General features: G+C 54.4%; 20 protein-coding genes and 1 riboswitch. Of the genes, 11 read left to right on the top strand and 9 right to left on the bottom strand.

What is annotated here, in order from left to right; translation table 11 throughout:
- Positions 1-158: 158 nt before the first annotated feature.
- On the top strand, positions 159-599 hold the full coding sequence (gene zraP / locus AC1MKH_RS01105; protein ID WP_276224692.1) for a zinc resistance sensor/chaperone ZraP: 441 nt from the start codon (positions 159-161) through the stop codon (positions 597-599).
- On the opposite strand, the gene AC1MKH_RS01100 is transcribed toward zraP, so the two are convergent.
- From AC1MKH_RS01100 to nudC, 6 genes are all read right to left on the bottom strand, one after another.
- Positions 600-1,292 (bottom strand): DUF1481 domain-containing protein, encoded by a 693-nt coding sequence (locus tag AC1MKH_RS01100; RefSeq protein WP_276224696.1) that lies wholly within the window; start codon positions 1,290-1,292, stop codon positions 600-602.
- Between the two features lie 12 nt (positions 1,293-1,304).
- Positions 1,305-1,577, bottom strand: a complete 273-nt coding sequence (gene hupA, locus AC1MKH_RS01095) for a nucleoid-associated protein HU-alpha (protein WP_001044509.1) — start codon at positions 1,575-1,577, stop codon at positions 1,305-1,307.
- A gap of 186 nt (positions 1,578-1,763) precedes the next feature.
- Complete coding sequence (locus AC1MKH_RS01090) at positions 1,764-2,354, bottom strand: YjaG family protein (protein ID WP_015966373.1); 591 nt, start codon at positions 2,352-2,354, stop codon at positions 1,764-1,766.
- A gap of 48 nt (positions 2,355-2,402) precedes the next feature.
- Positions 2,403-3,068 carry a deoxyribonuclease V gene (gene nfi / locus AC1MKH_RS01085; protein ID WP_276224691.1) on the bottom strand — a complete coding sequence of 222 codons (666 nt, stop codon included), beginning with the start codon at positions 3,066-3,068 and terminating at the stop codon, positions 2,403-2,405.
- Between the two features lie 9 nt (positions 3,069-3,077).
- Entirely contained in the window at positions 3,078-4,142 is a 1,065-nt protein-coding gene (gene hemE, locus AC1MKH_RS01080) for a uroporphyrinogen decarboxylase (RefSeq protein ID WP_276224690.1), read from the bottom strand.
- Between the two features lie 43 nt (positions 4,143-4,185).
- Positions 4,186-4,959: an NAD(+) diphosphatase gene (nudC, locus tag AC1MKH_RS01075; protein ID WP_276224689.1), complete on the bottom strand. Its 774-nt coding sequence runs from the start codon at positions 4,957-4,959 to the stop codon at positions 4,186-4,188.
- 96 nt (positions 4,960-5,055) lie between these two features.
- On the opposite strand from nudC, the gene rsd reads away from it, so the two are divergent.
- From rsd to AC1MKH_RS01025, 10 genes are all read left to right on the top strand, one after another.
- Complete coding sequence (gene rsd / locus AC1MKH_RS01070; RefSeq protein ID WP_276224688.1) at positions 5,056-5,544, top strand: sigma D regulator; 489 nt, start codon at positions 5,056-5,058, stop codon at positions 5,542-5,544.
- A 50-nt stretch (positions 5,545-5,594) separates the two neighbouring features.
- Positions 5,595-5,704, top strand: a riboswitch (TPP riboswitch).
- Positions 5,705-5,790: 86 nt separating this feature from the next.
- The gene (thiC, locus tag AC1MKH_RS01065; protein WP_276224687.1) at positions 5,791-7,686 is read left to right on the top strand and encodes a phosphomethylpyrimidine synthase ThiC; all 1,896 of its coding nucleotides are present in this window, start codon (positions 5,791-5,793) and stop codon (positions 7,684-7,686) included.
- Complete coding sequence (gene thiE, locus AC1MKH_RS01060) at positions 7,686-8,321, top strand: thiamine phosphate synthase (protein WP_276224686.1); 636 nt, start codon at positions 7,686-7,688, stop codon at positions 8,319-8,321. Before thiC ends, thiE begins: the two co-directional genes overlap by 1 nt.
- A complete protein-coding gene (locus AC1MKH_RS01055) occupies positions 8,314-9,066 on the top strand; it encodes a HesA/MoeB/ThiF family protein (RefSeq protein WP_276224685.1) in 753 nt (250 codons plus the stop codon). Before thiE ends, AC1MKH_RS01055 begins: the two co-directional genes overlap by 8 nt.
- The gene (thiS, locus tag AC1MKH_RS01050) at positions 9,050-9,250 is read left to right on the top strand and encodes a sulfur carrier protein ThiS (protein ID WP_276224684.1); all 201 of its coding nucleotides are present in this window, start codon (positions 9,050-9,052) and stop codon (positions 9,248-9,250) included. The genes AC1MKH_RS01055 and thiS overlap by 17 nt, the downstream gene beginning before the upstream one ends.
- Before the next feature lies 1 nt (position 9,251).
- A complete protein-coding gene (gene thiG, locus AC1MKH_RS01045; RefSeq protein WP_276224683.1) occupies positions 9,252-10,022 on the top strand; it encodes a thiazole synthase in 771 nt (256 codons plus the stop codon).
- Complete coding sequence (gene thiH, locus AC1MKH_RS01040; RefSeq protein ID WP_276224682.1) at positions 10,019-11,149, top strand: 2-iminoacetate synthase ThiH; 1,131 nt, start codon at positions 10,019-10,021, stop codon at positions 11,147-11,149. The genes thiG and thiH overlap by 4 nt, the downstream gene beginning before the upstream one ends.
- Before the next feature lie 304 nt (positions 11,150-11,453).
- Positions 11,454-12,995, top strand: coding sequence for a sensor domain-containing diguanylate cyclase (locus tag AC1MKH_RS01035; protein ID WP_276224681.1), 1,542 nt, complete (start codon positions 11,454-11,456; stop codon positions 12,993-12,995).
- 181 nt (positions 12,996-13,176) lie between these two features.
- Positions 13,177-13,482 (top strand): PTS sugar transporter subunit IIB, encoded by a 306-nt coding sequence (locus tag AC1MKH_RS01030; RefSeq protein WP_108477138.1) that lies wholly within the window; start codon positions 13,177-13,179, stop codon positions 13,480-13,482.
- 6 nt (positions 13,483-13,488) lie between these two features.
- Positions 13,489-13,797: a PTS lactose/cellobiose transporter subunit IIA gene (locus AC1MKH_RS01025; RefSeq protein WP_015966386.1), complete on the top strand. Its 309-nt coding sequence runs from the start codon at positions 13,489-13,491 to the stop codon at positions 13,795-13,797.
- A 43-nt stretch (positions 13,798-13,840) separates the two neighbouring features.
- Here the strand turns inward: AC1MKH_RS01025 and dcuB are convergent, their stop codons facing one another.
- From dcuB to rpoB, 3 genes are all read right to left on the bottom strand, one after another.
- Positions 13,841-15,181, bottom strand: coding sequence for an anaerobic C4-dicarboxylate transporter DcuB (dcuB, locus tag AC1MKH_RS01020; protein WP_015966387.1), 1,341 nt, complete (start codon positions 15,179-15,181; stop codon positions 13,841-13,843).
- Between the two features lie 281 nt (positions 15,182-15,462).
- Positions 15,463-19,686: a DNA-directed RNA polymerase subunit beta' gene (gene rpoC, locus AC1MKH_RS01015; protein WP_276224680.1), complete on the bottom strand. Its 4,224-nt coding sequence runs from the start codon at positions 19,684-19,686 to the stop codon at positions 15,463-15,465.
- Positions 19,687-19,762: 76 nt separating this feature from the next.
- Positions 19,763-23,791 (bottom strand): DNA-directed RNA polymerase subunit beta, encoded by a 4,029-nt coding sequence (rpoB, locus tag AC1MKH_RS01010; RefSeq protein WP_327622015.1) that lies wholly within the window; start codon positions 23,789-23,791, stop codon positions 19,763-19,765.
- Positions 23,792-24,104 lie beyond the last annotated feature (313 nt).

Raw genomic sequence — 24,104 nt, 5'->3', positions numbered from 1 at the left:
CTCAATGAGTAAAAATGACGCGCCATAACGCAACGACCGGGTCATTTTTACCCGCTTTTACCGTGACGTAGTTGCGATTACCGCATGAGACGGCATTTCCCTTTCTGGCATGGAAGATGCAACAGTCAACGTGATACCCCTACCTTGAGGATAAGACCATGAAACGGAATAACAAATTAGCACTGGCGCTGGTTGCACTGTCTTTAACAATGATGAGCGCAAGCCCGGCGTTCGCCCGCCATCACGGTAACAATGGTCACGACTGGCAGCAAAATGGCCGGGCACTCACGACAGAGCAACAGGCCGCCGCGCAAAAAATTGATAATGACTATGCCGCGCAGTCGGGTACGCTGCGCCAGCAACTGATGTCGAAACGCTATGAATACAACGCGTTGCTAACCGCCACGGCGCCGGACGCCAGCAAAATTAATGCGACGGCCAAAGAGATGGAAACATTACGCCAATCGCTAGATGCGCTGAACGTTAAGCGAGATATTGCGATGGCCCAGGCGGGTTTCACTCACGATGCAGGCATGGGTTATGGCGGATGCCAGGGGAATCATGACCGAGGGAACTCGCGCGGCATGAACCACTGGTGATCAGAAGGTTTTTTCTGTTGGCTGCCAGGTACAGTAGTCCTGGTTAGCCACCAGCAGCAGTTGTGTCCCTTCAGATGATTCCAGCCAGGCAATGCTCACCTCTACCGATGAACGACGCTGGCGATTCTCAACATGCGCCAGCGCGCGGCTGTCGAGGTCAGGCTTCACCACCTCGCCTTCGCAGGTCGTTACGCTATGATCTGCATGCCAGCGCCCCTGGCGCAGTACCACGCGCCCCTGACGCAAGGCGTCGCTGGTCTGATGGATTTGCTCAGCACGGTAGCGGTATAGCGCTATCTGATCGCTGGAAAGCTGCTGTTTTTGTCCGTCAACTTCCCGCTGCATGAAGCTCAGTTCACCGCGACTGTCAAAACGGGCACGAATATGTTCGGAAGGTTTACTGTAGATATTCAGTTCAATCAGCGAGAGCTGATCGCCCTGCCAGCGGTATTCGCTGGTTGTGGTGGCCCCATTGTGCCACGGGCTGGAAACAGCCAGAAGATGGGTTTCTCCGCCGGAGTCTTTGCGCCAGATGCGTACAGCGCCCTGGTCGTCGGCATAGCCGCTGGCGGTGAATGGCGGCAACGCGCTGTTATGGCTACAGGCAGAAAGCAACAGTACGCCACCCAACGCCGCCACGGAGCGCCAGATAGACAAAAGGGGTGAGACCACCCCTTCGCTAAAACTGTTCACTGCCACGCGGTCTTACTTAACTGCGTCTTTCAGTGCTTTGCCAGAAACAAATGCCGGCACGTTAGCTGCGGCGATTTTGATTTCTTTACCGGTCTGCGGGTTGCGGCCAGTACGCTCAGCGCGGTGGTTCACTTTGAAGGTACCGAAACCAACCAGTTGTACAGCATCGCCTTCTTTCAGAGACTCAGTAATAGCAGCCAGAGTGGATTCCAGAGCAGCTTTAGCCTGGGTTTTGGACAGTTCTGCTTTGTCTGCAATTACATCAATCAGTTGAGTCTTGTTCATAAGTTATCCTTACAATGTGTTTATCGCTTGCTAAGCATCGAGTGCGACGAAAATGCCAGAAAAGCACTCTCCTGCATACACGCACCGATAGCCACTTTTTTTCGCCCCCCAAATGTAGACCAGACGGGGGGCGGAAGGGAAGCCTTCAGGCACGACAATTCAGGCGGTAAATCACGTTTTGTTGTCTCATTGCTTAAAATTTATACCAATATTGCTCTCGCCAGCCTCTTTGAGGTCTGCGCGCAGGCCTTTTATCAGTTCAACGTCCCGTTCTTCGCTGTCCGCTAAAACTCGGAAAATTTCCCACTGAATGTCCCATTCCTGTTCCACTGCCGGGTTCTCTTTGAGCTCTTCATCGGTCATTTCGCGACCAGCCTGAGTCATCTCCAGCATCGCGACGGTAGTGATTGAACTCTTACTGACTTCGATGGCGTGTTCCAGGGTTTCACCGCTCAAACGAGAATGCACCAGTTCGCTCAGCGCGACGCAGGCATCGATCGCCGGATAAACGCCGTACATGTCGAAATCGTCCGCCGCCGGGATCGCTTCTTCCAGCTTTTCAAGCTGGCTATCGAAGTTCACTTTGGCATCTTTTACCGTCAGCGTTTCCCAGATGAGATCCAGAATACGACGATAAACGTGCGGGTCGCCAAACTCTGACTCTTTGCAGAACATGGCGTAGTTCGGGTACATGCGTTCGCACAGGCAGGCCATAAAGGTGACGTGCTGCCAGCTTTCCAGCTTCTCCAGACGCAGGTGAATCGGGTTTTGTAACATGATGAGTTCTCAAATGCGGAAATTAGCCGCAGTTTACCTGAATTGTGGTTATTTTGCTGTAAGCCGCGCAAATGCCGGACGTTCGGATGCGACGGCATCCGCCCAGCGTGTTGGCTCCGGCAGACGGTAGCCTTTCATACAGCGTTGCACCCATGAAAGCGCGCTGTCAGTGCTAACGCGGTGCCCCGTCGCGATAAACAACGGGTTGCAGCGCGCTTTACTGCGCCATACCCACGCCAGTTGCTCGCCTTTATCCATCAGCGGTGATAACTCGCCGGGTTCGCTGTCGAGCGGCTCAAACGTGCCGCAGAGGCGCTTTTTCGCCACGCCAATCGTCGGCACATCCACCAGCAGGCCAAAATGGCTGGCAACACCCAGACGACGCGGATGCGAAATACCGTGACCATCGACAAACACTAAATCCGGTTTTTGCGACAGCTTTTCCCACACCGCCAGCAGCGCCGGATATTCACGAAATGACAGGAAGCCGGGAATGTAGGGCATGGTGGTCACAATACGCGCCACCTGATACTCCACCAGCTCAAGCGATGGATACTTCAACAGCACCATCGCCGCGCGCGTCACTTCACCGCCCTGCTCAAAACCCACGTCAGCCCCGGCGATCAGATCCGGCGGATCCTTATCCAGGCGATCCTCGCGGATCACGGAAGAAGCGAGTTCGATTTGTTGAGCGCGTAGCGACGCGAGATCCATAACCACTCCTTACTGATGATAAGGCGCAGAGAGGCGATGTACCGCCTCGACAAACGCCCCGGCGTGTTCCGGCGGCACATCCTGATGGATGCCGTGACCGAGGTTGAAGACGTGGCCTTCGCCCTTGCCAAAGCCCGCCAGAATAGTCGCCACTTCTTCCTCGATGCGCGCAGGCTGTGCGTAAAGCATGGATGGGTCCATATTGCCCTGCAGTGCCACTTTGTGGCCCACACGGCGACGCGCATCGGCGATATCGGTGGTCCAGTCGAGACCCAACGCATCACAGCCGGTTTCCGCCATCTCTTCCAGCCACTGCCCTCCGCCTTTGGTGAACAGCGTCACCGGCACGCGGCGCCCGTCGTTTTCACGCAGCAAACCATCGACAATTTTGTGCATGTAATACAGCGAGAACTGCTGATAATCACGCCCGGTGAGCACACCGCCCCAGGTGTCGAAAATCATCACCGACTGCGCACCGGCTTTAATCTGCGCATTCAGATAGAGCGTGACGCTTTTCGCCAGTTTATCGAGCAGCAGATGCAGCGTTTGCGGCTCGGCATACATCATCTTTTTAATCACGGTAAACGCTTTGCTGCTGCCGCCTTCGACCATGTAGGTCGCCAGCGTCCACGGGCTGCCGGAGAAACCAATCAGCGGCACTTCGCCTTTCAGTTCGCGGCGGATCGTACGCACCGCGTTCATCACATAACCCAGTTCGCCTTCCGGGTCCGGAATCGGCAGCTTATCAACATCCGCTTTACTGGTTATCGGCGAGGTAAAGCGTGGGCCTTCGCCCGCTTCAAAATAGAGCCCGAGGCCCATTGCATCCGGGATAGTCAGAATATCGGAGAACAGAATGGCCGCATCCAGCGGGTAACGGCGCAGCGGCTGAAGTGTGACTTCGCATGCCAGCTCGGCGTTTTTGCACAGGGACATAAAATCCCCGGCCTGGGCACGGGTCGCTTTATATTCCGGTAAATAGCGGCCCGCCTGGCGCATCATCCAGACAGGGGTGACATCTACAGGCTGACGCAGCAGCGCACGCAGGTAACGATCGTTTTTCAGTTCGGTCATTTTTCCATTCCTTGAGCTCTTTCACGCCAGTGTAACATGAGTGTCACTCATACTCTGCCCGGCAGAGTGCGACAGTATCTTCAATGAGTCGACGGGCGACGGTTCCCGGCGGCGGCAGTAACGGTAAATCGTCATAGCGATACCAGTTGGCTTCCAGCAGCTCTTTGGGGTCGATCACGATATCGCCGCTGTCATACTCGGCCATAAACGCGGTCATCAGTGATTGCGGGAACGGCCACGGTTGGGAGGTGACATAACGCAGGTTTTTGATTTTTATACTGCTCTCTTCCATCACTTCGCGCGCGACGGCCTGCTCCAGCGTTTCGCCCACTTCAACGAACCCGGCCAGCACGGTGTGTACGCCGTTGCGATGACGCGTATGCTGCGCCAGCAGGATGGTGTCATCGCGACGAATGGCGACGATGATGCAGGGCGCGATTTGCGGATAGTAGCGTTGACGGCAGTGGTCGCACAGCATCGCCCATTCGGTTTTGCTGGGGTGCATGGTATGCCCACAGTAGCCGCAGAATTTATGCGAGCGGTAGAACTCCGCCAGCTGCACGCCGCGCCCGGCGAGTTGAAACAGCCCGGCATCCTGGTCGAGAATTTGCCGCAGCGAGCCCATATCATGACGACGCTGTTGCTGAATCAGCCACACCGGCGAGCCTTGCCATTCACCAATCAGCAGCGCGCGTTGCCCCGCAAGGTCGAATTTTCCCGCTTCGCCCCAGGGTAATTCTCCGCCCGGCAGCCATAATTTTTGCTCATGGCTGACGACCCACCAGCCGATGTCTAATTTTTCAATTATACGATCCATATCTATTGCACTACCTTTGCTTCACTGGCATGTTATTTACATTATCGTTACATCTTAGTGCGCAGTCTTTAAACCCACTTGTGCGGAGTCAATCACATGTTAAACCAGCTCGAAAGCCTGACGGAGCATGTTGGAGGCAGTAACAAACTGGTCGACCGCTGGCTCAACATACGCAAGCAATTGCTTGTCGCTTATTCCAACCTGATTGGGATTAAGCCTGGCAAAGAATCGTTTATACGGCTGAATGAAAAAGCACTGGATGATTTTTGTCAGCGACTGGTGGACTACCTCTCCTCCTGCCACTTCAGTATTTATGAACGCATTCTCCATAAATTGGAAGGCGACGCCGCGCTTTTAACGGCCACTAAAATCTGGCCCAAGCTGGAAGCCAACACCCAGTTGATTATGGACTATTACGACTCCAGCCTGGAGACGGCCATCGATCACGATAATTGCTTTGAATTTCAACAAGCATTGTCGGATATCGGCGAGGCGCTGGAGGCACGTTTTGTGCTCGAAGATAAGCTCATCATGCTCGTGCTGGATGCGATGCACGATAGCGCCGGGATCAAACGTCCCGCTTGAGATTTTACGCATTAACGCGTAGTTTACATTCATCGTCCCATTTATGGGGCTACATCTTGTCGGAGTGCCACGTGTGAAAACACAGGCTGAGACCGTTAATTCGGGATCCGCGGAACCTGATCAGGCTAATACCTGCGAAGGGAACAAGAGTAATTCAGCTTTATGCCTCTGCCTTCACGGGCGCTGTGCATCCATTACTCCATCCGTCGTCTGACAAGCCATATCCTTTTTTATTTGGTATGCGCTATGTCTACAACAAAACTGACTCGCCGCGAACAACGCGAACAGGCTCAACGCTTTATTGATACTCTGGAAGGCACCGCTTTCCCTAACTCGCGCCGTATTTATCTCGCCGGTACACAGCCTGGCGTACGCGTGCCGATGCGCGAAATTCAGCTTAGCCCCACGCTCATTGGCGGCAGCGAGGATAATGCGCAGTACGAAGAGAATGAAGCGATCCCGGTGTATGACACCTCCGGCCCCTACGGCGACCCAGCCGAAAAAATCGATATCCGCCAGGGCCTGGCAAAACTGCGCCAGCCGTGGATTGACGCGCGCGCCGATAGCGAAACCTTAACGGCGCGCAGCTCCGCCTATACTCAGGCCCGCCTCGCGGACGAATTTCTCGACGAATTGCGCTTCACCGGCCTGTTGACGCCAAAACGCGCGTGTCCCGGCAAGCGCGTCACCCAACTCCATTATGCTCGTCGGGGGGTAATCACCCCGGAGATGGAATTTATCGCCCTGCGCGAAAATATGGGGCGCGAGCGCATTCGCAGCGAAGTACTGCGCCAGCAGCATCCGGGGCAAAGCTTCGACACGCTGCTACCACAAAACATCACGCCTGAGTTTGTCCGTGCCGAAGTGGCGGCAGGTCGGGCGATTATCCCGGCCAATATTAACCATCCGGAATCGGAACCGATGATCATCGGGCGTAACTTCCTGGTGAAGGTGAACGCCAATATCGGTAACTCCGCAGTGAGCTCCTCGATTGAAGAAGAGGTGGAAAAACTGGTGTGGGCAACGCGCTGGGGCGCCGATACGGTGATGGACCTCTCCACCGGGCGTTACATCCACGAAACCCGCGAATGGATCCTGCGCAACAGCCCGGTACCAATCGGCACCGTGCCGATCTACCAGGCGCTGGAGAAGGTCAATGGGATCGCCGAGGATCTGAGCTGGGAAGCGTTCCGCGATACGTTGCTGGAACAGGCCGAACAGGGCGTAGACTACTTCACCATTCATGCGGGCGTGCTGCTGCGTTACGTGCCGATGACCGCCAAACGCCTGACCGGTATTGTGTCGCGCGGTGGCTCAATCATGGTGAAGTGGTGCCTCTCGCATCATCAGGAAAACTTCCTTTATCAGCACTTCCGCGAAATTTGTGAAATTTGCGCCGCCTATGATGTATCGCTGTCGCTGGGCGACGGCCTGCGTCCTGGCTCAATTCAGGATGCCAACGATGAAGCCCAGTTTGCAGAACTTCACACGTTGGGCGAATTGACCAAAATCGCCTGGGAATATGACGTGCAGGTGATGATTGAAGGGCCCGGCCATGTGCCAATGCAGATGATCCGCCGTAATATGACCGAAGAGCTGGAGCACTGCCATGAAGCGCCGTTTTATACGTTAGGGCCGCTCACCACCGATATTGCACCAGGCTACGACCATTTCACCTCCGGGATTGGTGCGGCGATGATTGGCTGGTTCGGCTGCGCGATGCTCTGCTACGTCACGCCAAAAGAGCACCTCGGCTTACCGAATAAAGACGATGTGAAGCAAGGACTTATCACTTACAAGATCGCCGCCCACGCGGCAGACCTGGCAAAAGGTCACCCCGGCGCGCAGATTCGCGATAACGCCATGTCGAAAGCACGCTTTGAATTCCGCTGGGAAGATCAGTTTAACCTGGCGCTCGACCCCTTCACCGCTCGCGCCTATCACGATGAAACACTGCCGCAGGAATCGGGCAAAGTTGCCCATTTCTGCTCGATGTGCGGCCCCAAATTCTGCTCAATGAAAATCACCCAGGAAGTTCGCGATTACGCGGCAAAACAGGCCGCAGAGACCGGGATGAACGAGATGTCTGGTCAGTTCCGCGCCCGGGGTGGCGAACTCTATATCCCTCAGGAGAATTTATAATGTACCAGCCTCATTTTCCCCCGGTTCCTTTCCGTTTGGGCCTCTACCCGGTTGTTGATAGCGTGGAGTGGATCGCACGTTTGCTGGAAGCGGGCGTACGCACCATTCAGTTACGCATTAAGGACAAACACGACGACGAGGTCGAGGCCGATGTGGTTGCCGCGATAGATCTCGGCCGTCGCTATAACGCGCGTCTGTTTATCAACGACTACTGGCGCCTGGCGATTAAACACCAGGCTTATGGCGTGCATCTGGGGCAGGAAGATCTGGAAACCACCGATCTCGACGCGATTCGCGCGGCCAACTTACGGCTTGGCGTATCGACTCACGATGATATGGAAATTGACGTGGCGCTGGCGGCGCAGCCTTCGTACATCGCGCTGGGTCACGTGTTCCCAACGCAAACCAAGCAGATGCCCTCCGCGCCGCAGGGGCTGGAACAGCTCGCCGCGCATATTAAACGCCTGGACGATTACCCCACCGTCGCCATTGGCGGAATTAGCCTTGAACGTGCGCCGGCAGTGCTGGCGACGGGCGTTGGCAGCATCGCCGTCGTGAGCGCGATTACGCAAGCCGCAGACTGGCGCGATGCCACCGCGAAACTGCTGGCGCTGGCGGGAGTGGGCGATGAATGATCGCGATTTCATGCGCTACAGTCGCCAGATGTTACTGGAGGATATCGCCGTGGAGGGCCAGCAAAAACTGCTCGCCAGCCGGGTGCTTATCGTCGGGCTCGGCGGCTTAGGCGCGCCTGCGGCGCTGTATCTTGCCGGTGCGGGCGTCGGCACGCTGGTGCTTGCCGACGATGACGAGGTGCATCTGAGTAATCTGCATCGTCAGATTGCCTTTACCACGCCCGACATCGCGCGCTCAAAAGCAGAGGCAACGCGCGCGCGACTGGCGGCGTTAAACCCGGATATCACTCTCACAACGATCGCCCAACGGCTGGCGGGCGATGCGCTAAAGCAGGCGGTGCACGACGCGGATCTGGTGCTTGATTGCACCGATAACATGGCGACGCGCCAGGCGATCAACGCGGCCTGCGTGGCGCTGAACACGCCGCTGATTACGGCCAGCGCGGTGGGGTTCGGTGGGCAGATGATGGTACTGACACCGCCGTGGACGCAAGGCTGTTACCGCTGTCTGTGGCCCGATGACGCCGAACCGGAACGCAACTGCCGCACGGCAGGCGTGGTCGGCCCGGTCGTGGGCGTAATGGGTACATTGCAGGCACTGGAAGCCATCAAGCTGTTAAGCGGTATGCCCACCAGCAATACCTTGCGTCTGTTTGACGCACGCGCCCACCAGTGGCGAAACCTGGCGCTGCATCGCGCGGCGGGCTGCCCGGTTTGTGGAGGCCGTCATGCAGATTCAGTTTAATGACGAATCCATGCAGTGTGCGGAGGGGCTCTCCGTCAGCGCCCTGCTCACCCAACTGGAACAGTTAAAGCCGGGCGTCGCGCTGGCGCTCAATCAGCAAATCCTGCCGCGCGAGCGTTGGGAACATCACATTGTGCAGGACGGCGATCAGATCCTGCTTTTTCAGGTTATAGCCGGGGGCTGACATGTTACGCATTGCCGATAAAATCTTTGATTCTCACTTATTTACGGGTACCGGAAAATTCGCATCATCGAAGGTGATGGTCGATGCCATTCGCGCATCGGGCAGTCAGCTTGTCACGCTGGCGATGAAGCGCGTCGATTTACGTCAGAATAACGATGCCATTCTGGAACCGCTTCGCGAGGCGGGCGTCACGCTGTTGCCAAATACCTCCGGCGCGAAAACGGCGGAAGAAGCGGTATTCGCCGCGCAGTTAGCCCGCGAAGCGCTGGGCACAAACTGGCTGAAGCTGGAAATTCACCCTGACGCACGCTGGCTGTTGCCCGACCCGATCGAAACCCTGAAAGCCGCTGAACTGCTGGTGAAAGACGGTTTTGTGGTGCTGCCGTACTGCGGCGCAGATCCGGTATTGTGTAAGCGTCTTGAAGAAGCTGGATGCGCCGCCGTGATGCCGCTGGGTGCGCCGATTGGTTCGAATCAGGGGCTGGAAACCCGCGCGATGTTAGAGATTATCATCGCTCAGGCGAATGTTCCGGTAGTGGTTGATGCGGGCATTGGCGTGCCGAGCCACGCCGCGCAGGCGCTGGAGATGGGTGCCGACGCGGTGCTGGTGAATACCGCCATTGCCGTCGCCGATGATCCGGTAATGATGGCACACGCGTTTCGTATGGCAGTCGATGCCGGTATTCTGGCACGCCAGGCAGTACCGGGCGCACGCCGCACGCACGCCGTCGCCACCAGCCCGTTAACCGGTTTTCTGGAGGCCAGTGTATGAGCGCCTTTAGCGATCGCTGGCGCGAGCTCAACTGGGACGATCTGCGCCTGAAAATCAGCAGTAAAACCGCGGCCGACGTTGAGCGCGCGCTGGCCGCCAGTCATCTGACGCGCGACGATATGATGGCGCTGCTCTCTCCCGCCGCCGCCGATTATCTTGAACCGCTGGCGCAGCGCGCGCAGCGACTCACCCGTCAGCGCTTCGGCAACACCGTGAGTTTTTACGTACCGCTGTATCTTTCGAACCTGTGCGCCAACGACTGCACTTACTGTGGTTTCTCCATGAGTAATCGCATCAAGCGTAAGACGCTGGACGAAACTGAAATCGCCCGCGAATGTGCCGCCATCCGCGCCATGAATTTCGAGCACCTGCTGCTGGTGACCGGCGAGCATCAGAGTAAAGTCGGGATGGACTATTTTCGCCGCCATCTTCCCGCCATCCGCAGCCAGTTTTCCTCGCTTCAAATGGAAGTACAGCCGCTCTCTACCGAAGAGTATGCTGAGCTGAAAACGCTGGGGCTGGATGGGGTGATGGTGTATCAGGAGACCTACCACGAGGCGCAGTACGCCCATCATCATCTGAAAGGCAAAAAGCAGGATTTCTTCTGGCGGCTGGATACGCCGGACCGCCTGGGCCAGGCAGGGATTGATAAAATCGGCCTCGGCGCGCTGATTGGCCTGTCGGACAGCTGGCGGGTGGATTGCTTTATGGTGGCTGAGCATTTGTTGTGGCTTCAGCACCACTACTGGCAAAGCCGCTACTCTGTCTCCTTTCCCCGCCTGCGTCCGTGTGCAGGCGGCGTAGAACCCGCGTCCCTGATGGATGAAAAGCAGCTGGTACAGGTAATTTGCGCGTTTCGCCTTTTCTCACCGGAAATTGAGCTGTCGCTCTCCACCCGCGAATCGCCCTGGTTTCGCGACAACGTGATCCCCCTGGCAATCAACAACGTTAGCGCGTTCTCAAAAACGCAGCCCGGCGGTTATGCCGACGATCACCCTGAACTGGAACAATTTTCCCCGCACGACGCTCGCAGGCCGGAAGCGGTGGCAGATGCCCTGCGCGAGCGTGGTTTACAGCCAGTATGGAAAGACTGGGACGGCTGGCTGGGACGCGCCTCGCAACCCTGAGGAGAGTGATGTAAGCGCATGATGTTGTTTGCGAAGAGACTCGCAGCGCAGCACATTGCGCGTTGTTGAAAAGCACGTGGCGGAATACGCTAGCCCTCGTCAGCAGGATGTTGACCAGGGCGGCTCTTCCTTCCTCTACCGCCCTGCCTCCGCTTCGCTTTTAAGATAATCGGCAACTATTTTTGCGTCTCTGATTTGATTACCCTATAAACAATAAGGAAAGCATAACTTTTATATATCGCCGCACAACACCCCCTGGCCCCTTATACTTTTGCCATTCACCTTCTGGAACGAAGAAAACGTTATGAGTACTCATAGCAGGAAACTGTCGTTTACCACGCCGATAATCATCAGTTTCGCGGGTATCCTTTTGAGCTTCCTGGTCATTGCCACCCTCGTGATGCTCAATCAGCGTAAAGATATCATTGAGGATTACCACCATATCAACCGTAACTTCACCCACAACATGGCGGTGAATTACATGGAATCTATCCTGCGCGAAGATGATTATATTTTAAGCCGCGCGACGACCTTTTTATCGAACAATGAACAGCTGGATAACGTCGTTAATCGCGATCCGGAGAAAGGCACTGAGCTCATGATGCACCTGCTGGCGCTGATGCCAACGGTAACGTCCATCTCTGTCGCCGACCCTCATGGGAATTATTTGCGCGTCCCGCAGGTTATGGCGACATCCGACAGCGAGGAGTTCAATGCCACAACGCGTCCCTGGTTCCGGGCGCAGGGTGACTCTGGGTTATTTGCGCGCTATACGCAGCCTTATACGGACTACTTTACCCGCGAAACCACCATTACTATGGCCAAGCCTGTCGTTTCTCCGGATGGGAAATTGAAAGGAACGCTGGCATTTCACCTGGATTTGCCGTCAATGAGTTATACCCTGCGACAAATGCAATCACCGGTCAGCGGGGAATTTTTTGTGGTTAACCGCGATGGCAAGGCCGTGCTTCACCCGGATACCACCCGCCTGTTCAGTAATATGGTGCCTGAAACGCTGATGGACCAAATGACCAATGCGGAAGGGGAAATACACGACGGCAAGAGCAAAACCTGGCTCTACTATTACTCGTTCACCAATCCCGACTGGTTCGTCATTTATAAAGTGTCCGACCATACGCTCGCCGACCTCGCCCACCATGAAACGGTTATTGTGGCCTGGGGATTTGCCGTCGCCGCCTTTGTCATCATCGTCTTTGCCCTCTATTTACGCCACGCCTCGCGCACCGTGCTGATGAATATCATCAATGCCATTAAAACGGGCGACGTTAACCGCGCGCCCCGGCTGGAAGCGATGTTAAGCAAAGCCATTGAAACCAATAAAGAACGCGAAATTGCCTACGTCCGCCAGGCCACAATTGATGCCCTGACCGGCTGTAAAAACCGTCGCGCCTTCGACAGCGATATCGCCGCGCTGATGAACGATCACCAGCCGTTCGCATTAGCGCTGGTAGATATCGATAACTTCAAGTCGATCAATGATACCTGGGGTCACCTGAACGGCGATATCGTGCTGCGTAACGTCGCGCGCGAAGGGATACAAATTCTGCAACCGCATGAGATATCGATTTATCGCTATGGCGGTGAGGAGTTCGCCGTTATTTTTCCGGCAACGTATATCGATTCTGCCCGTACCCTGCTGGAAAACTGGCGTGAGAAAGTCGCGCAACGCACGTGGCGTGAAGAGGGGCTCAGCGTGACCTTCAGCGGCGGACTGGGCGAATGGAATATGGAATCGCTGGAGCAACTGATTGTTAGCGTTGATGAAGCGCTTTATAAAGCAAAACAGCAAGGGAAAAACCGGATTTTGCGCACGACCGTGGCCTGATTTCCCTTCCACTCAATGAGCCCACCGTCGTGGGCTTTTTTTACACCACCAGCAAAAATGTAACCGGTTTCAGTTTTTTCAGCCTTTCTTTGTGATGGCTTACACACAATCGCCGCAAAGCAGTTGTTGAACCCCCTCTCCCGCGATAAAGATGTGACATCAAGGAACATGAGGGCGAATTATGAAGAACATCGTTTTATGCTGTGCTGCAGGTATGTCCACCAGTATGCTGGTTCAACGTATGAAAGACGCAGCTCAGAAGAAAGGTATTGAGGTTTCCATCAAGGCCGTGCCGGTCGCGGAGTTTAAAGACAATCTCAATGAAGCCGACATCATCCTGCTTGGCCCACAGGTCAAGTATGAGCAAGCTAAGCTGCAGGCGCAGGCCGATCCGCTGGGCAAAAAAGTCGCGGTTATCGACATGATGGATTACGGCATGATGAAAGGTGATGCCGTTCTGGAAAAAGCCCTCAAACTGATGGAGTAAGCTGGCATGGAAGATTTGGAAACTACCATTATGGAGCTGCTGGTGAACGCTGGCGCTGCGCGTAGTGCTGCATTAACCGCGTTACAGCTGGCGCGTAAAGGCGATTTCACCGGTTCAGAAAAAGCGATGGCGGAGTCACACGACTACGTGAAGCATGCACACACCATTCAGACCCAGCTTATTGGTCTGGATGAAGGCACCGGTAAATTACCGGTAAACCTGATTACCGTTCACTCTCAGGACCATTTGATGAACGCGATGGTAATTCAGGATTTAGCGACGGATATGATTGAACTCTATCGTCGTACCGCGTAATCAAACGCAGTAAAGCAGGTGCCGTAAGGCACCTGCTTTTTTATTACAGAAAACCGTACAGCCCGGCGAATACCCAGCCGAATACGCACGAGACACTCACGCCAATCAAGCCCGGCAGAATAAAGCTGTGGTTAATCACGAAGCGACCAATGTGCGTGGTGCCTGAACGGTCAAACTGAATTGCCGCCAGGTCGCTGGGATAGGTTGGCAGAATATAGTAACCGTAGCAGGCAGGCGCTGATGCCACGATATACGCGGGATCCACGCCAATCGCCAGCGCAACCGGAACGATCGCCGCCAACGCTGCCGCCTGTGAGTTCACGAATTTCGAGACCAGCAGCAGTACAATCGCATAGGCCCACGGATACTCCTTCACCATTTCGCCTAACACGCCTTTAATTTCAGACATGTGCGCGCCGAACATGGTTTCCGCCATCCAGGCGATGCCGTACACCGCAACAATCGCAATCATGCCCGAACGGAACACTTCGTTTTTGGAAATCGACGCCGGGTTAGTTTTGGTGATGATGATGATCAGCGCGCCGGAAAGCAGCATAAACATCTGGATGACCAGCACCATCGACAATGGCTTACCATCAAAGGCCGGACGCAGTTCTGAAAATGCCCCCAGCAGTGCCACTACCGCAATGGATGCCAGGAAGATCCACATCGCCACCCAGTTACTGGTGGGGAGTTTTTTATCCAAAAGCGTCGCCGTATCACCATACACATAGTGACGGTTTTCCGGTACGGCAATAAATTCCTGGAAGGTCTGGTCTTTATCTAAATCCTTCCCGCGGAACCAGCTGAAAATACCAATCGCCAGGATGCCGAGTAGCGTCGAGGGAATAGTAATGGATAAGAGATCGAGGAATTCGAGATGCTTGCCGTTGAAGGTGAAATTACCAAGCATCGCCACTAATGACACCACGGCAACCGAGACCGGGCTGGCAATAATGCCCATCTGCGCGCCGATAGAACTCGCCGCCATAGGACGTTCCGGCCGGATATTATTTTTGATCGCCACATCGTAAATAATCGGCAAAATGGTATACACGACATGCCCGGTACCGCAGAGAATGGTCAGTGTACAGGTCACGAAAGGTGCGACGATGGAGACATATTTCGGGTTACGTCGCAGAAGTTTTTCGGCAATTTGCAGCATCACATCTAAGCCGCCGGAAGCCTGAAGCGTTGCCGATGCGGCCACCACGGCAATAATCACCAGCATCACATCGACAGGCGGTTTACCCGGCTGAAGATGAAAAACAAAGACCAGAATAACCAGCCCGATACCGCCCAAAAGCCCCAGCGCAATACCGCCCTTTCTCGCGCCGTAGAACAAACAAATTAAGATGATAATAAGTTGTATAGCAAATTCCATGCATCCCCCAAATCCTGTCCGTTAATATCCGCTATTTTGTCGAGCGCTGATTTTTGTTGTTTGGATTTCCTCCTTTGCCTTTTTCAGGGCAAATAAACCCCGTCCGACGGTGCTGTGCCGGTTCTATAAGTCATTCATTTGATTGCTATGGTGCTTCGACTATATCCACTTTATAAATGTGGTTTTTTGATATGCGTAGAATTTTTAGCCATTGATTTTTTACAGATATAAAAAAAGCCAGCCGGGAAACCCGACTGGCTTTTTAAGCGCTACCTTAACGATTACTCGTTATCGGTACCGCCCAGGCCTGCGTTCAGCAGTTCTGCCAGGCTGGCAGACGCTTCTTCCGCACTCACCTGCTGAGTAGCAGGAGCTTCACCTGCTGCACGGCGGCGAATACGATCCTGGTGGTACGCATAACCGGTACCGGCCGGGATCAGACGACCTACGATAACGTTCTCTTTCAGGCCACGCAGTTCGTCGCGTTTACCCGCAACGGCTGCTTCGGTCAGGACACGAGTTGTCTCCTGGAACGATGCCGCAGAGATGAAGGACTCGGTTGCCAGAGACGCTTTGGTGATACCCAGCAGGTCGCGGGAGAATGTCGCCGCAACTTTACCGTTCGCTTCCAGTTCGCGGTTAGCGATCTTGACGCGAGAGTATTCAACCTGTTCGCCTTCCAGGAAGTCGGAGCTACCTGCGTTTTCGATGGTGGCTTTGCGCAGCATCTGACGAACGATAACTTCAATGTGTTTATCGTTAATCTTAACGCCTTGCAGACGGTATACGTCCTGAACTTCGTTGGTGATATAACGCGTTACCGCGTGTACGCCACGAAGACGCAGGATGTCGTGCGGCGCTTCCGGACCGTCGGAAACTACGTCACCACGTTCTACACGTTCACCTTCGAACACGTTGAGCTGACGCCATTTCGGAATCATCTCTTCGTACGGATCGCTACCGTCTACCGGGGTGATAACCAGACGACGTTTCCCTTTGGTTTCTTTACCGAAGGAAATGATGCCGCTGATTTCTGCCAGGATTGCCGGCTCTTTCGGACGACGTGCTTCGAACAGATCCGCAACGCGTGGCAGACCACCGGTGATATCCTTGGTACCGCCGGATTCCTGCGGAACACGGGCCAGGGTGTCACCAGAACTGATCTGAATGCCATCTTCCAGCTGAACAATCGCTTTGCCCGGCAGGAAGTACTGAGCAGGCATATCGGTACCTGGGATCAGAACGTCGTTACCGTTCGCATCAACAATTTTCAGCGCCGGACGCAGATCTTTACCACCCGCGGTACGTTCTGCGGAATCCAGAACTACCAGAGAAGACAGACCGGTCAGTTCGTCAGTTTGACGCGTAATGGTCTGGCCGTCGATCATGTCAGTGAAGCGAATAAAGCCGCTTACTTCGGTGATAACCGGCATGGTGTGCGGATCCCAGTTTGCAACGGTTTCGCCGCCAGCAACCTGTTCGCCATCACCTTTCGCCATAACAGAGCCGTAAGGCACTTTATAGCTTTCTTTGGTACGGCCGAATTCGTCGATCAGTTTCAGTTCGGTGTTACGCGAGGTGATAACCAGTTTACCGCTGGAGTTCACAACCGACTTCGCATTGCTCAGACGGATGCTACCTTTGTTTTTCACCTGGATGCTGGATTCAGCAGCCGCACGCGATGCCGCACCACCGATGTGGAACGTACGCATGGTCAGCTGTGTACCCGGCTCACCGATGGACTGTGCCGCGATAACGCCGATAGCTTCACCTTTGTTGATGATGTGGCCACGCGCCAGGTCACGACCGTAGCAGTGCGCACATACACCAAAGTCGGTGTCACAGGATACGACGGAACGAACTTTGACGGAGTCAACGGAGTTCTCTTCCAGCAGGTCACACCAGTGCTCGTGCAGCAGCGTGTTGCGTGGAACAAGAATGTCCGCCGTACCCGGCTTCAGAACGTCTTCAGCGGTTACACGACCCAGTACGCGATCGCGCAGCGGCTCTTTAACGTCACCACCCTCGATAACCGGGGTCATGGTGATGCCTTCCAGCGTGCCACAATCGTCTTCGGTAACAACCAGATCCTGCGCCACGTCAACCAGACGACGGGTCAGATAACCGGAGTTCGCTGTTTTCAGTGCGGTATCCGCCAGACCTTTACGAGCACCGTGGGTCGAGATGAAGTACTGGAGTACGTTCAGACCTTCACGGAAGTTCGCGGTGATTGGCGTTTCGATGATGGAGCCATCCGGCTTCGCCATCAGACCACGCATACCTGCCAGCTGACGAATCTGTGCTGCAGAACCACGCGCACCGGAGTCGGCCATCATGTAGATGCTGTTGAAGGAAACCTGCTGCTCTTCTACGCCGTCACGGTTAATCACGGTTTCGGTTTGCAGGTTATCCATCATCGCTTTGGATACACGATCGTTCGCCGCAGCCCAAATATCGATAACTTTGTTGTAGCGTTCGCCCGCGGTAACCAGACCAGACTGGAACTGTTCCTGGATCTCAGCAACTTCAGCTTCCGCTTCGCTGATGATCTCGTATTTTTTCTCCGGGATGACCATGTCATCGATACCAACGGATGCACCTGAACGCGCTGCATAAGCAAAGCCGGTGTACATCGTCTGGTCCGCAAAAATAACGGTCGGTTTCAGGCCCAGAATACGGTAGCAGGTGTTCAGCATTTTGGAGATCGCTTTCTTACCCAGAGCCTGGTTCACGATAGTGAACGGCAGACCTTTAGGTACGATCATCCACAGAATGGCACGGCCAACGGTCGTGTCTTTCAGGCTGGTTTTAGCAACAAACTCGCCGTTTTCATCTTTTTCGTATTCGGTGATACGCACTTTAACGCGCGCATGCAGAGAGGCCAGGCCAGCGCGATAAATACGCTCAGCTTCTTTCGGGCCAGTCAGCACCATGCCTTCGCCTTTGGCGTTAACACAGTCACGGGTCATGTAGTACAGACCCAATACAACGTCCTGAGACGGAACGATGATTGGCTCGCCGTTCGCAGGGGACAGGATGTTGTTGGTAGACATCATCAGCGCACGCGCTTCCAGCTGGGCTTCCAGCGTCAGCGGTACGTGAACAGCCATCTGGTCACCATCGAAGTCGGCGTTGTATGCCGCACAAACCAGCGGATGAAGCTGAATAGCTTTACCTTCGATCAGAACCGGTTCAAACGCCTGGATACCCAAACGGTGCAGAGTTGGTGCACGGTTCAGCATAACCGGGTGTTCGCGGATAACTTCGTCCAGGATATCCCAAACGACAGCTTCTTCGCGCTCAACCATTTTCTTAGCGGCTTTGATGGTGGTGGCGAGGCCACGCAGTTCCAGCTTGCCGTAGATGAACGGTTTGAACAGCTCCAGTGCCATTTTCTTCGGCAGACCGCACTGATGCAGACGCAGGTATGGACCTACGGTGATTACAGAACGACCGGAGTAGTCAACACGCTTACCGAGCAGGTTCTGACGGAAACGACCCTGTTTACCTTTGATCATGTCGGCCAAAGATTTCAGAGGACGTTTGTTAGAACCGGTGATCGCACGACCGCGACGACCGTTATCCAGCAGGGCGTCGACCGCTTCCTGCAGCATACGTTTTTCGTTGCGTACGATGATGTCCGGCGCAGCCAGATCCAGCAGACGTTTCAGACGGTTGTTACGGTTAATGACGCGACGATACAGATCGTTCAGGTCAGACGTCGCGAAACGACCACCATCCAGCGGAACCAGCGGACGCAGATCTGGCGGCAGTACCGGCAGAACGGTCAGGATCATCCACTCTGGTTTGTTACCAGACTGAACGAACGCTTCCAGCAGTTTGATACGCTTGGTCAGCTTTTTACGCTTGGTTTCGGAGTTGGTTTCGTTCAGCTCTTCACGCAGAGTTTCACACTCTTGCTCCAGATCCATGCTTTTCAGCAGGGCCTGAATAGCTTCCGCACCCATCTTCGCGTCGAATTCGTCACCGAACTCTTCCAGCGCGTCCAGATACTGTTCTTCGGTCAGAATCTGGTTACGTTCCAGGTTCGTCATACCGCCTTCGATAACCACATAGGATTCGAAGTACAGAACACGTTCGATATCACGCAGCGGCATATCCAGCAGCAGGCCGATACGGGACGGCAGAGATTTCAGGAACCAGATGTGCGCAGTCGGAGACGCCAGCTCAATGTGGCCCATACGCTCACGGCGTACTTTAGTCTGGGTCACTTCAACGCCGCACTTCTCACAGATCACACCACGGTGTTTCAGGCGCTTGTACTTACCGCACAGGCACTCGTAGTCTTTTACCGGCCCAAAGATACGGGCGCAGAAAAGGCCGTCACGCTCAGGTTTGAACGTACGGTAGTTAATGGTTTCCGGCTTTTTAACTTCACCGAAAGACCATGAACGGATCATGTCTGGCGATGCCAGAGCAATTTTGATCGCATCAAACTCTTCGGTTTTAGTCTGCGCTTTCAGAAACTTTAATAAATCTTTCACGGATTTGCTCCCGTCGGAGTTAGCACAATCTGGTGCTGGCTGTTACGCCAGCACCAGTGACCTGTTTGAGCGAGAGTTACTCGTCTTCCAGCTCGATGTTGATACCCAGCGAACGGATCTCTTTCAACAGTACGTTGAAGGATTCCGGCATGCCCGGTTCCATCTGATGGTTACCGTCTACGATGTTTTTATACATCTTAGTACGGCCATTCACGTCATCAGACTTAACGGTGAGCATTTCCTGCAGGGTGTATGCCGCGCCATATGCTTCCAGCGCCCACACTTCCATCTCCCCGAAGCGCTGACCACCGAACTGCGCCTTACCACCCAGCGGCTGCTGAGTAACCAGGCTGTAAGAACCGGTAGAACGCGCATGCATCTTGTCGTCAACCAGGTGGTTCAGTTTCAGCATGTACATGTAACCGACGGTTACCTGACGCTCGAACTGCTCACCCGTACGGCCGTCGAACAGTGTGATCTGACCGGAAGTCGGCAGGCCACCCAGCTGCAACAGCTCTTTGATTTCAGACTCTTTCGCACCGTCGAAGACCGGCGTTGCGATCGGCATACCTTTTTTCAGGTTCTCAGCCAGACGCAGAACTTCTTCATCGCTGAAGGTGTTCAGGTCAACTTTCTGACGAACGTCGGCGCCCAGATCGTACGCACGCTGGATGAATTCGCGCAGTTTCGCGACTTCCTGCTGCTGTTTCAGCATGGCGTTGATCTTATCGCCGATACCTTTCGCAGCCATACCCAGGTGGGTTTCGAGGATCTGACCGATGTTCATACGAGACGGTACGCCCAGCGGGTTCAGTACGATATCTACCGGCGTACCGTTAGCATCGTGCGGCATATCTTCGATCGGGTTGATCTTAGAAATTACACCCTTGTTACCGTGACGACCTGCCATTTTGTCACCAGGCTGGATACGGCGTTTAACGGCCAGGTATACCTTGACGATTTTCAGCACGCCCGGTGCCAGATCGTCGCCTTGGGTGATTTTGCGGCGTTTCGCTTCGAGTTTTTTCTCGAACTCGTGTTTCAGTTCGTCATACTGCTCAGCCAGCTGTTCCAGCTGATTTTGTTTCTCTTCGTCGGTCAGGCCGAGTTCCAGCCAGCGATCGCGAGGCAGTTTGTCGAGCTTCTCAGCTTCAACGCCACCGGCAACCAGCACAGCGTAAATACGGCTAAACAGGCCAGCTTCGAGGATCTGCAGTTCTTCAGACAGGTCTTTCTTCGCCTGTTTGAGCTGCATTTCTTCGATTTCCAGCGCACGTTTGTCTTTTTCCACGCCATCGCGGGTAAAGACCTGAACGTCGATAACGGTACCAGACACGCTGTTCGGCACGCGCAGAGAAGAGTCTTTAACGTCAGACGCTTTCTCACCGAAGATCGCACGCAGCAGCTTCTCTTCTGGGGTCAGCTGGGTTTCACCTTTCGGCGTTACCTTACCAACCAGAATGTCGCCACCGGTCACTTCTGCACCAATATATACGATACCGGATTCATCCAGTTTGGAGAGCGCAGCTTCACCCACGTTCGGGATGTCGGCGGTGATCTCTTCCGGCCCCAGCTTGGTGTCACGGGACACACATGCCAGTTCCTGAATGTGGATGGTAGTGAAACGGTCTTCCTGAACAACACGCTCGGATACGAGGATGGAGTCTTCGAAGTTGTAACCGTTCCATGGCATGAATGCCACGCGCATGTTCTGACCCAGCGCCAGTTCACCGAGGTCGGTGGACGGGCCATCAGCCAGCACATCACCACGATCAACCGGCTCACCCAGAGATACGCAAGGCATCTGGTTGATACAGGTGTTCTGGTTAGAACGGGTGTATTTGGTCAGGTTATAGATGTCGATACCTGCTTCGCCCGGGTACATCTCGTCTTCGTTAACTTTGATAACGATACGGGAAGCATCCACGTACTGAACGGTACCGCCACGCTTAGCAACTGCAGTAACACCGGAGTCAACGGCAACAGCACGTTCCATACCGGTACCAACCAGCGGCTTATCAGAGCGCAGGGTCGGAACCGCCTGACGTTGCATGTTCGCACCCATCAATGCACGGTTGGCGTCATCGTGTTCCAGGAACGGGATCAGGGACGCACCGACGGATACCACCTGTTGGGTGGATACGTCCATGTAGTCAACCTGGTCACGGCTGAACAAGCTGGATTCGCCTTTGCTACGGCAGGTTACCAGGTCTTCTACGAAGTGGCCTTCATCGTCCAGGTTGGAGTTCGCCTGAGCAATAACGTAGTTGCCTTCTTCGATAGCAGACAGGTAATGAATTTCATCAGTTACCACACCGTCGGTCACTTTACGATACGGCGTCTCGAGGAAGCCATATTCGTTAGTCTGTGCGTACACGGACAGGGAGTTGATCAGACCGATGTTCGGACCTTCAGGCGTTTCGATTGGACATACGCGACCGTAGTGAGTCGGGTGTACGTCTCGAACTTCAAAGCCTGCGCGTTCACGGGTCAGACCGCCTGGGCCGAGTGCGGAGATACGACGTTTGTGCGTAATCTCAGACAGCGGGTTGTTCTGGTCCATAAACTGAGACAGCTGGCTGGAACCGAAGAACTCTTTCACTGCTGCAGAAATCGGTTTGGCGTTGATCATATCCTGAGGCATCAGGGTATCGAGATCGCCCAGAGACAGACGCTCTTTCACCGCACGCTCTACACGTACCAGGCCAACGCGGAACTGGTTTTCCGCCATTTCACCAACGGAACGGATACGACGGTTGCCGAGGTGGTCGATATCATCGACTTCGCCTTTACCGTTACGGATATCGATGAGCTTTTTCATCACTTCGATGATGTCTTCTTTGCTCAGGATACCGGAACCTTCGATTTCGTCGCGCAGCAGAGAACGGTTGAACTTCATACGACCAACCGCAGACAGGTCATAGCGGTCTTCGGAGAAGAACAGGTTCTCAAACAGGCTTTCAGCTGCTTCACGAGTCGGCGGCTCACCCGGGCGCATCATGCGGTAGATTTCTACCAGCGCGCTCAGACGATCGTTGGTTGGGTCAACGCGTACAGTCTCAGAGATGTACGGACCGTGGTCCAGATCGTTGGTGAACAGCGTTTCGATACGTTTGTGGCCAGACTGGCTCAGCTTAGCCAGCAGATCCAGGCTCAGCTCCATGTTAGCCGGGCAGATCAGCTCGCCAGTCGATTCGTCAACGTAGTCTTTAGACGCAACTTTACCAGCAATGTACTCAACCGGAACTTCGATATGTTTGATATCGTCTTTTTCCAGCTGGCGAATGTGGCGCGCAGTAATACGGCGGCCTTTTTCAACGTACACTTTGCCGTTAGCTTCGATGTCAAAGGATGCGGTTTCACCACGCAGGCGTTCCGGCACCAGTTCCATCTGCAGCTTGTTGTCGCGAATTTCGAAAACAACTTTCTCAAAGAACAGGTCAAGGATCTGCTCAGTGGTGTAGTTCAGCGCACGCAGAATGATGGTCGCAGGCAGTTTACGGCGACGGTCAATACGTACGAACAGGTTGTCCTTCGGATCGAATTCGAAGTCCAGCCAGGAACCACGGTAAGGAATGATGCGCGCGTTATACAGCACTTTACCCGAAGAGTGGGTTTTCCCTTTGTCGGAGTCAAAGAAGACGCCCGGACTACGGTGCAGCTGAGAAACGATAACACGCTCAGTACCGTTGATAACAAAGGTACCGTTGTCAGTCATGAGCGGAATTTCACCCATGTAGACTTCTTGTTCTTTAATGTCTTTTACGGTGCCTTCCGGCGCTTCGCGCTCGTAGATCACCAGACGCAGTTTTACGCGCAGCGGTGCGGAATAGGTCACGCCACGGATCTGACATTCCTGGACGTCAAACACCGGTTCGCCAAGGCGGTAGCTGACGTATTGCAGCTCGGAATTACCGCTGTAGCTCTGAATCGGGAATACGGAACGGAAGGCTGCTTCCAGACCATACTGCCCTTCAGGATCTTGCTCGATGAACTTCTGAAACGAGTCAAGCTGGATAGAAAGGAGATAAGGCACATCCAGTACTTGTGGACGTTTACCAAAATCCTTACGAATACGTTTTTTCTCGGTATAGGAGTAAACCATTAGGGTTCCTCAGCTCGCTGACAAGTCGACCCATCTGCCCAATTGAATGGCAGTTTGTGCAACACTATTTTGTTGACCGGAAAATGGAACACTTTCCGCAATGCTTGTTGCTATCACGCTTAAATCATTTCGTTGCGATTTACACAGAGCGAGCACCCTGTCGCAGTATATTAAGTCGTCGATAGAAACAAGCATTGTCAGGACAACCAGTAGTCAAACAGTGTGAAACGCTACTGGCGCCTTACAGCGCAAAAAGGCTGGTGACTAAAAAGTCACCAGCCATCAGCCTAATTGCTCAGGCTGCAACCGGAAA

Source organism: Pseudocitrobacter sp. CD920760 (genome assembly GCF_057782505.1).
The sequence above is the reverse complement of the archived record's forward strand: the minus strand, read 5'-3'. Positions and strand labels throughout refer to the sequence as shown.

Bases quoted from the DNA above. Each gene is read 5' to 3' on its own strand.
- zraP (WP_276224692.1), top strand. From the start codon at position 159: ATGAAACGGAATAACAAATTAGCACTGGCGCTGGTTGCACTGTCTTTA.
- hupA (WP_001044509.1), bottom strand. From the start codon at position 1,577: ATGAACAAGACTCAACTGATTGATGTAATTGCAGACAAAGCAGAACTG.
- AC1MKH_RS01090 (WP_015966373.1), bottom strand. From the start codon at position 2,354: ATGTTACAAAACCCGATTCACCTGCGTCTGGAGAAGCTGGAAAGCTGG.
- nfi (WP_276224691.1), bottom strand. From the start codon at position 3,068: ATGGATCTCGCGTCGCTACGCGCTCAACAAATCGAACTCGCTTCTTCC.
- hemE (WP_276224690.1), bottom strand. From the start codon at position 4,142: ATGACCGAACTGAAAAACGATCGTTACCTGCGTGCGCTGCTGCGTCAG.
- nudC (WP_276224689.1), bottom strand. From the start codon at position 4,959: ATGGATCGTATAATTGAAAAATTAGACATCGGCTGGTGGGTCGTCAGC.
- rsd (WP_276224688.1), top strand. From the start codon at position 5,056: ATGTTAAACCAGCTCGAAAGCCTGACGGAGCATGTTGGAGGCAGTAAC.
- thiC (WP_276224687.1), top strand. From the start codon at position 5,791: ATGTCTACAACAAAACTGACTCGCCGCGAACAACGCGAACAGGCTCAA.
- thiE (WP_276224686.1), top strand. From the start codon at position 7,686: ATGTACCAGCCTCATTTTCCCCCGGTTCCTTTCCGTTTGGGCCTCTAC.
- AC1MKH_RS01055 (WP_276224685.1), top strand. From the start codon at position 8,314: ATGAATGATCGCGATTTCATGCGCTACAGTCGCCAGATGTTACTGGAG.
- thiS (WP_276224684.1), top strand. From the start codon at position 9,050: ATGCAGATTCAGTTTAATGACGAATCCATGCAGTGTGCGGAGGGGCTC.
- thiG (WP_276224683.1), top strand. From the start codon at position 9,252: ATGTTACGCATTGCCGATAAAATCTTTGATTCTCACTTATTTACGGGT.
- thiH (WP_276224682.1), top strand. From the start codon at position 10,019: ATGAGCGCCTTTAGCGATCGCTGGCGCGAGCTCAACTGGGACGATCTG.
- AC1MKH_RS01035 (WP_276224681.1), top strand. From the start codon at position 11,454: ATGAGTACTCATAGCAGGAAACTGTCGTTTACCACGCCGATAATCATC.
- AC1MKH_RS01030 (WP_108477138.1), top strand. From the start codon at position 13,177: ATGAAGAACATCGTTTTATGCTGTGCTGCAGGTATGTCCACCAGTATG.
- AC1MKH_RS01025 (WP_015966386.1), top strand. From the start codon at position 13,489: ATGGAAGATTTGGAAACTACCATTATGGAGCTGCTGGTGAACGCTGGC.
- dcuB (WP_015966387.1), bottom strand. From the start codon at position 15,181: ATGGAATTTGCTATACAACTTATTATCATCTTAATTTGTTTGTTCTAC.
- rpoB (WP_327622015.1), bottom strand. From the start codon at position 23,791: ATGGTTTACTCCTATACCGAGAAAAAACGTATTCGTAAGGATTTTGGT.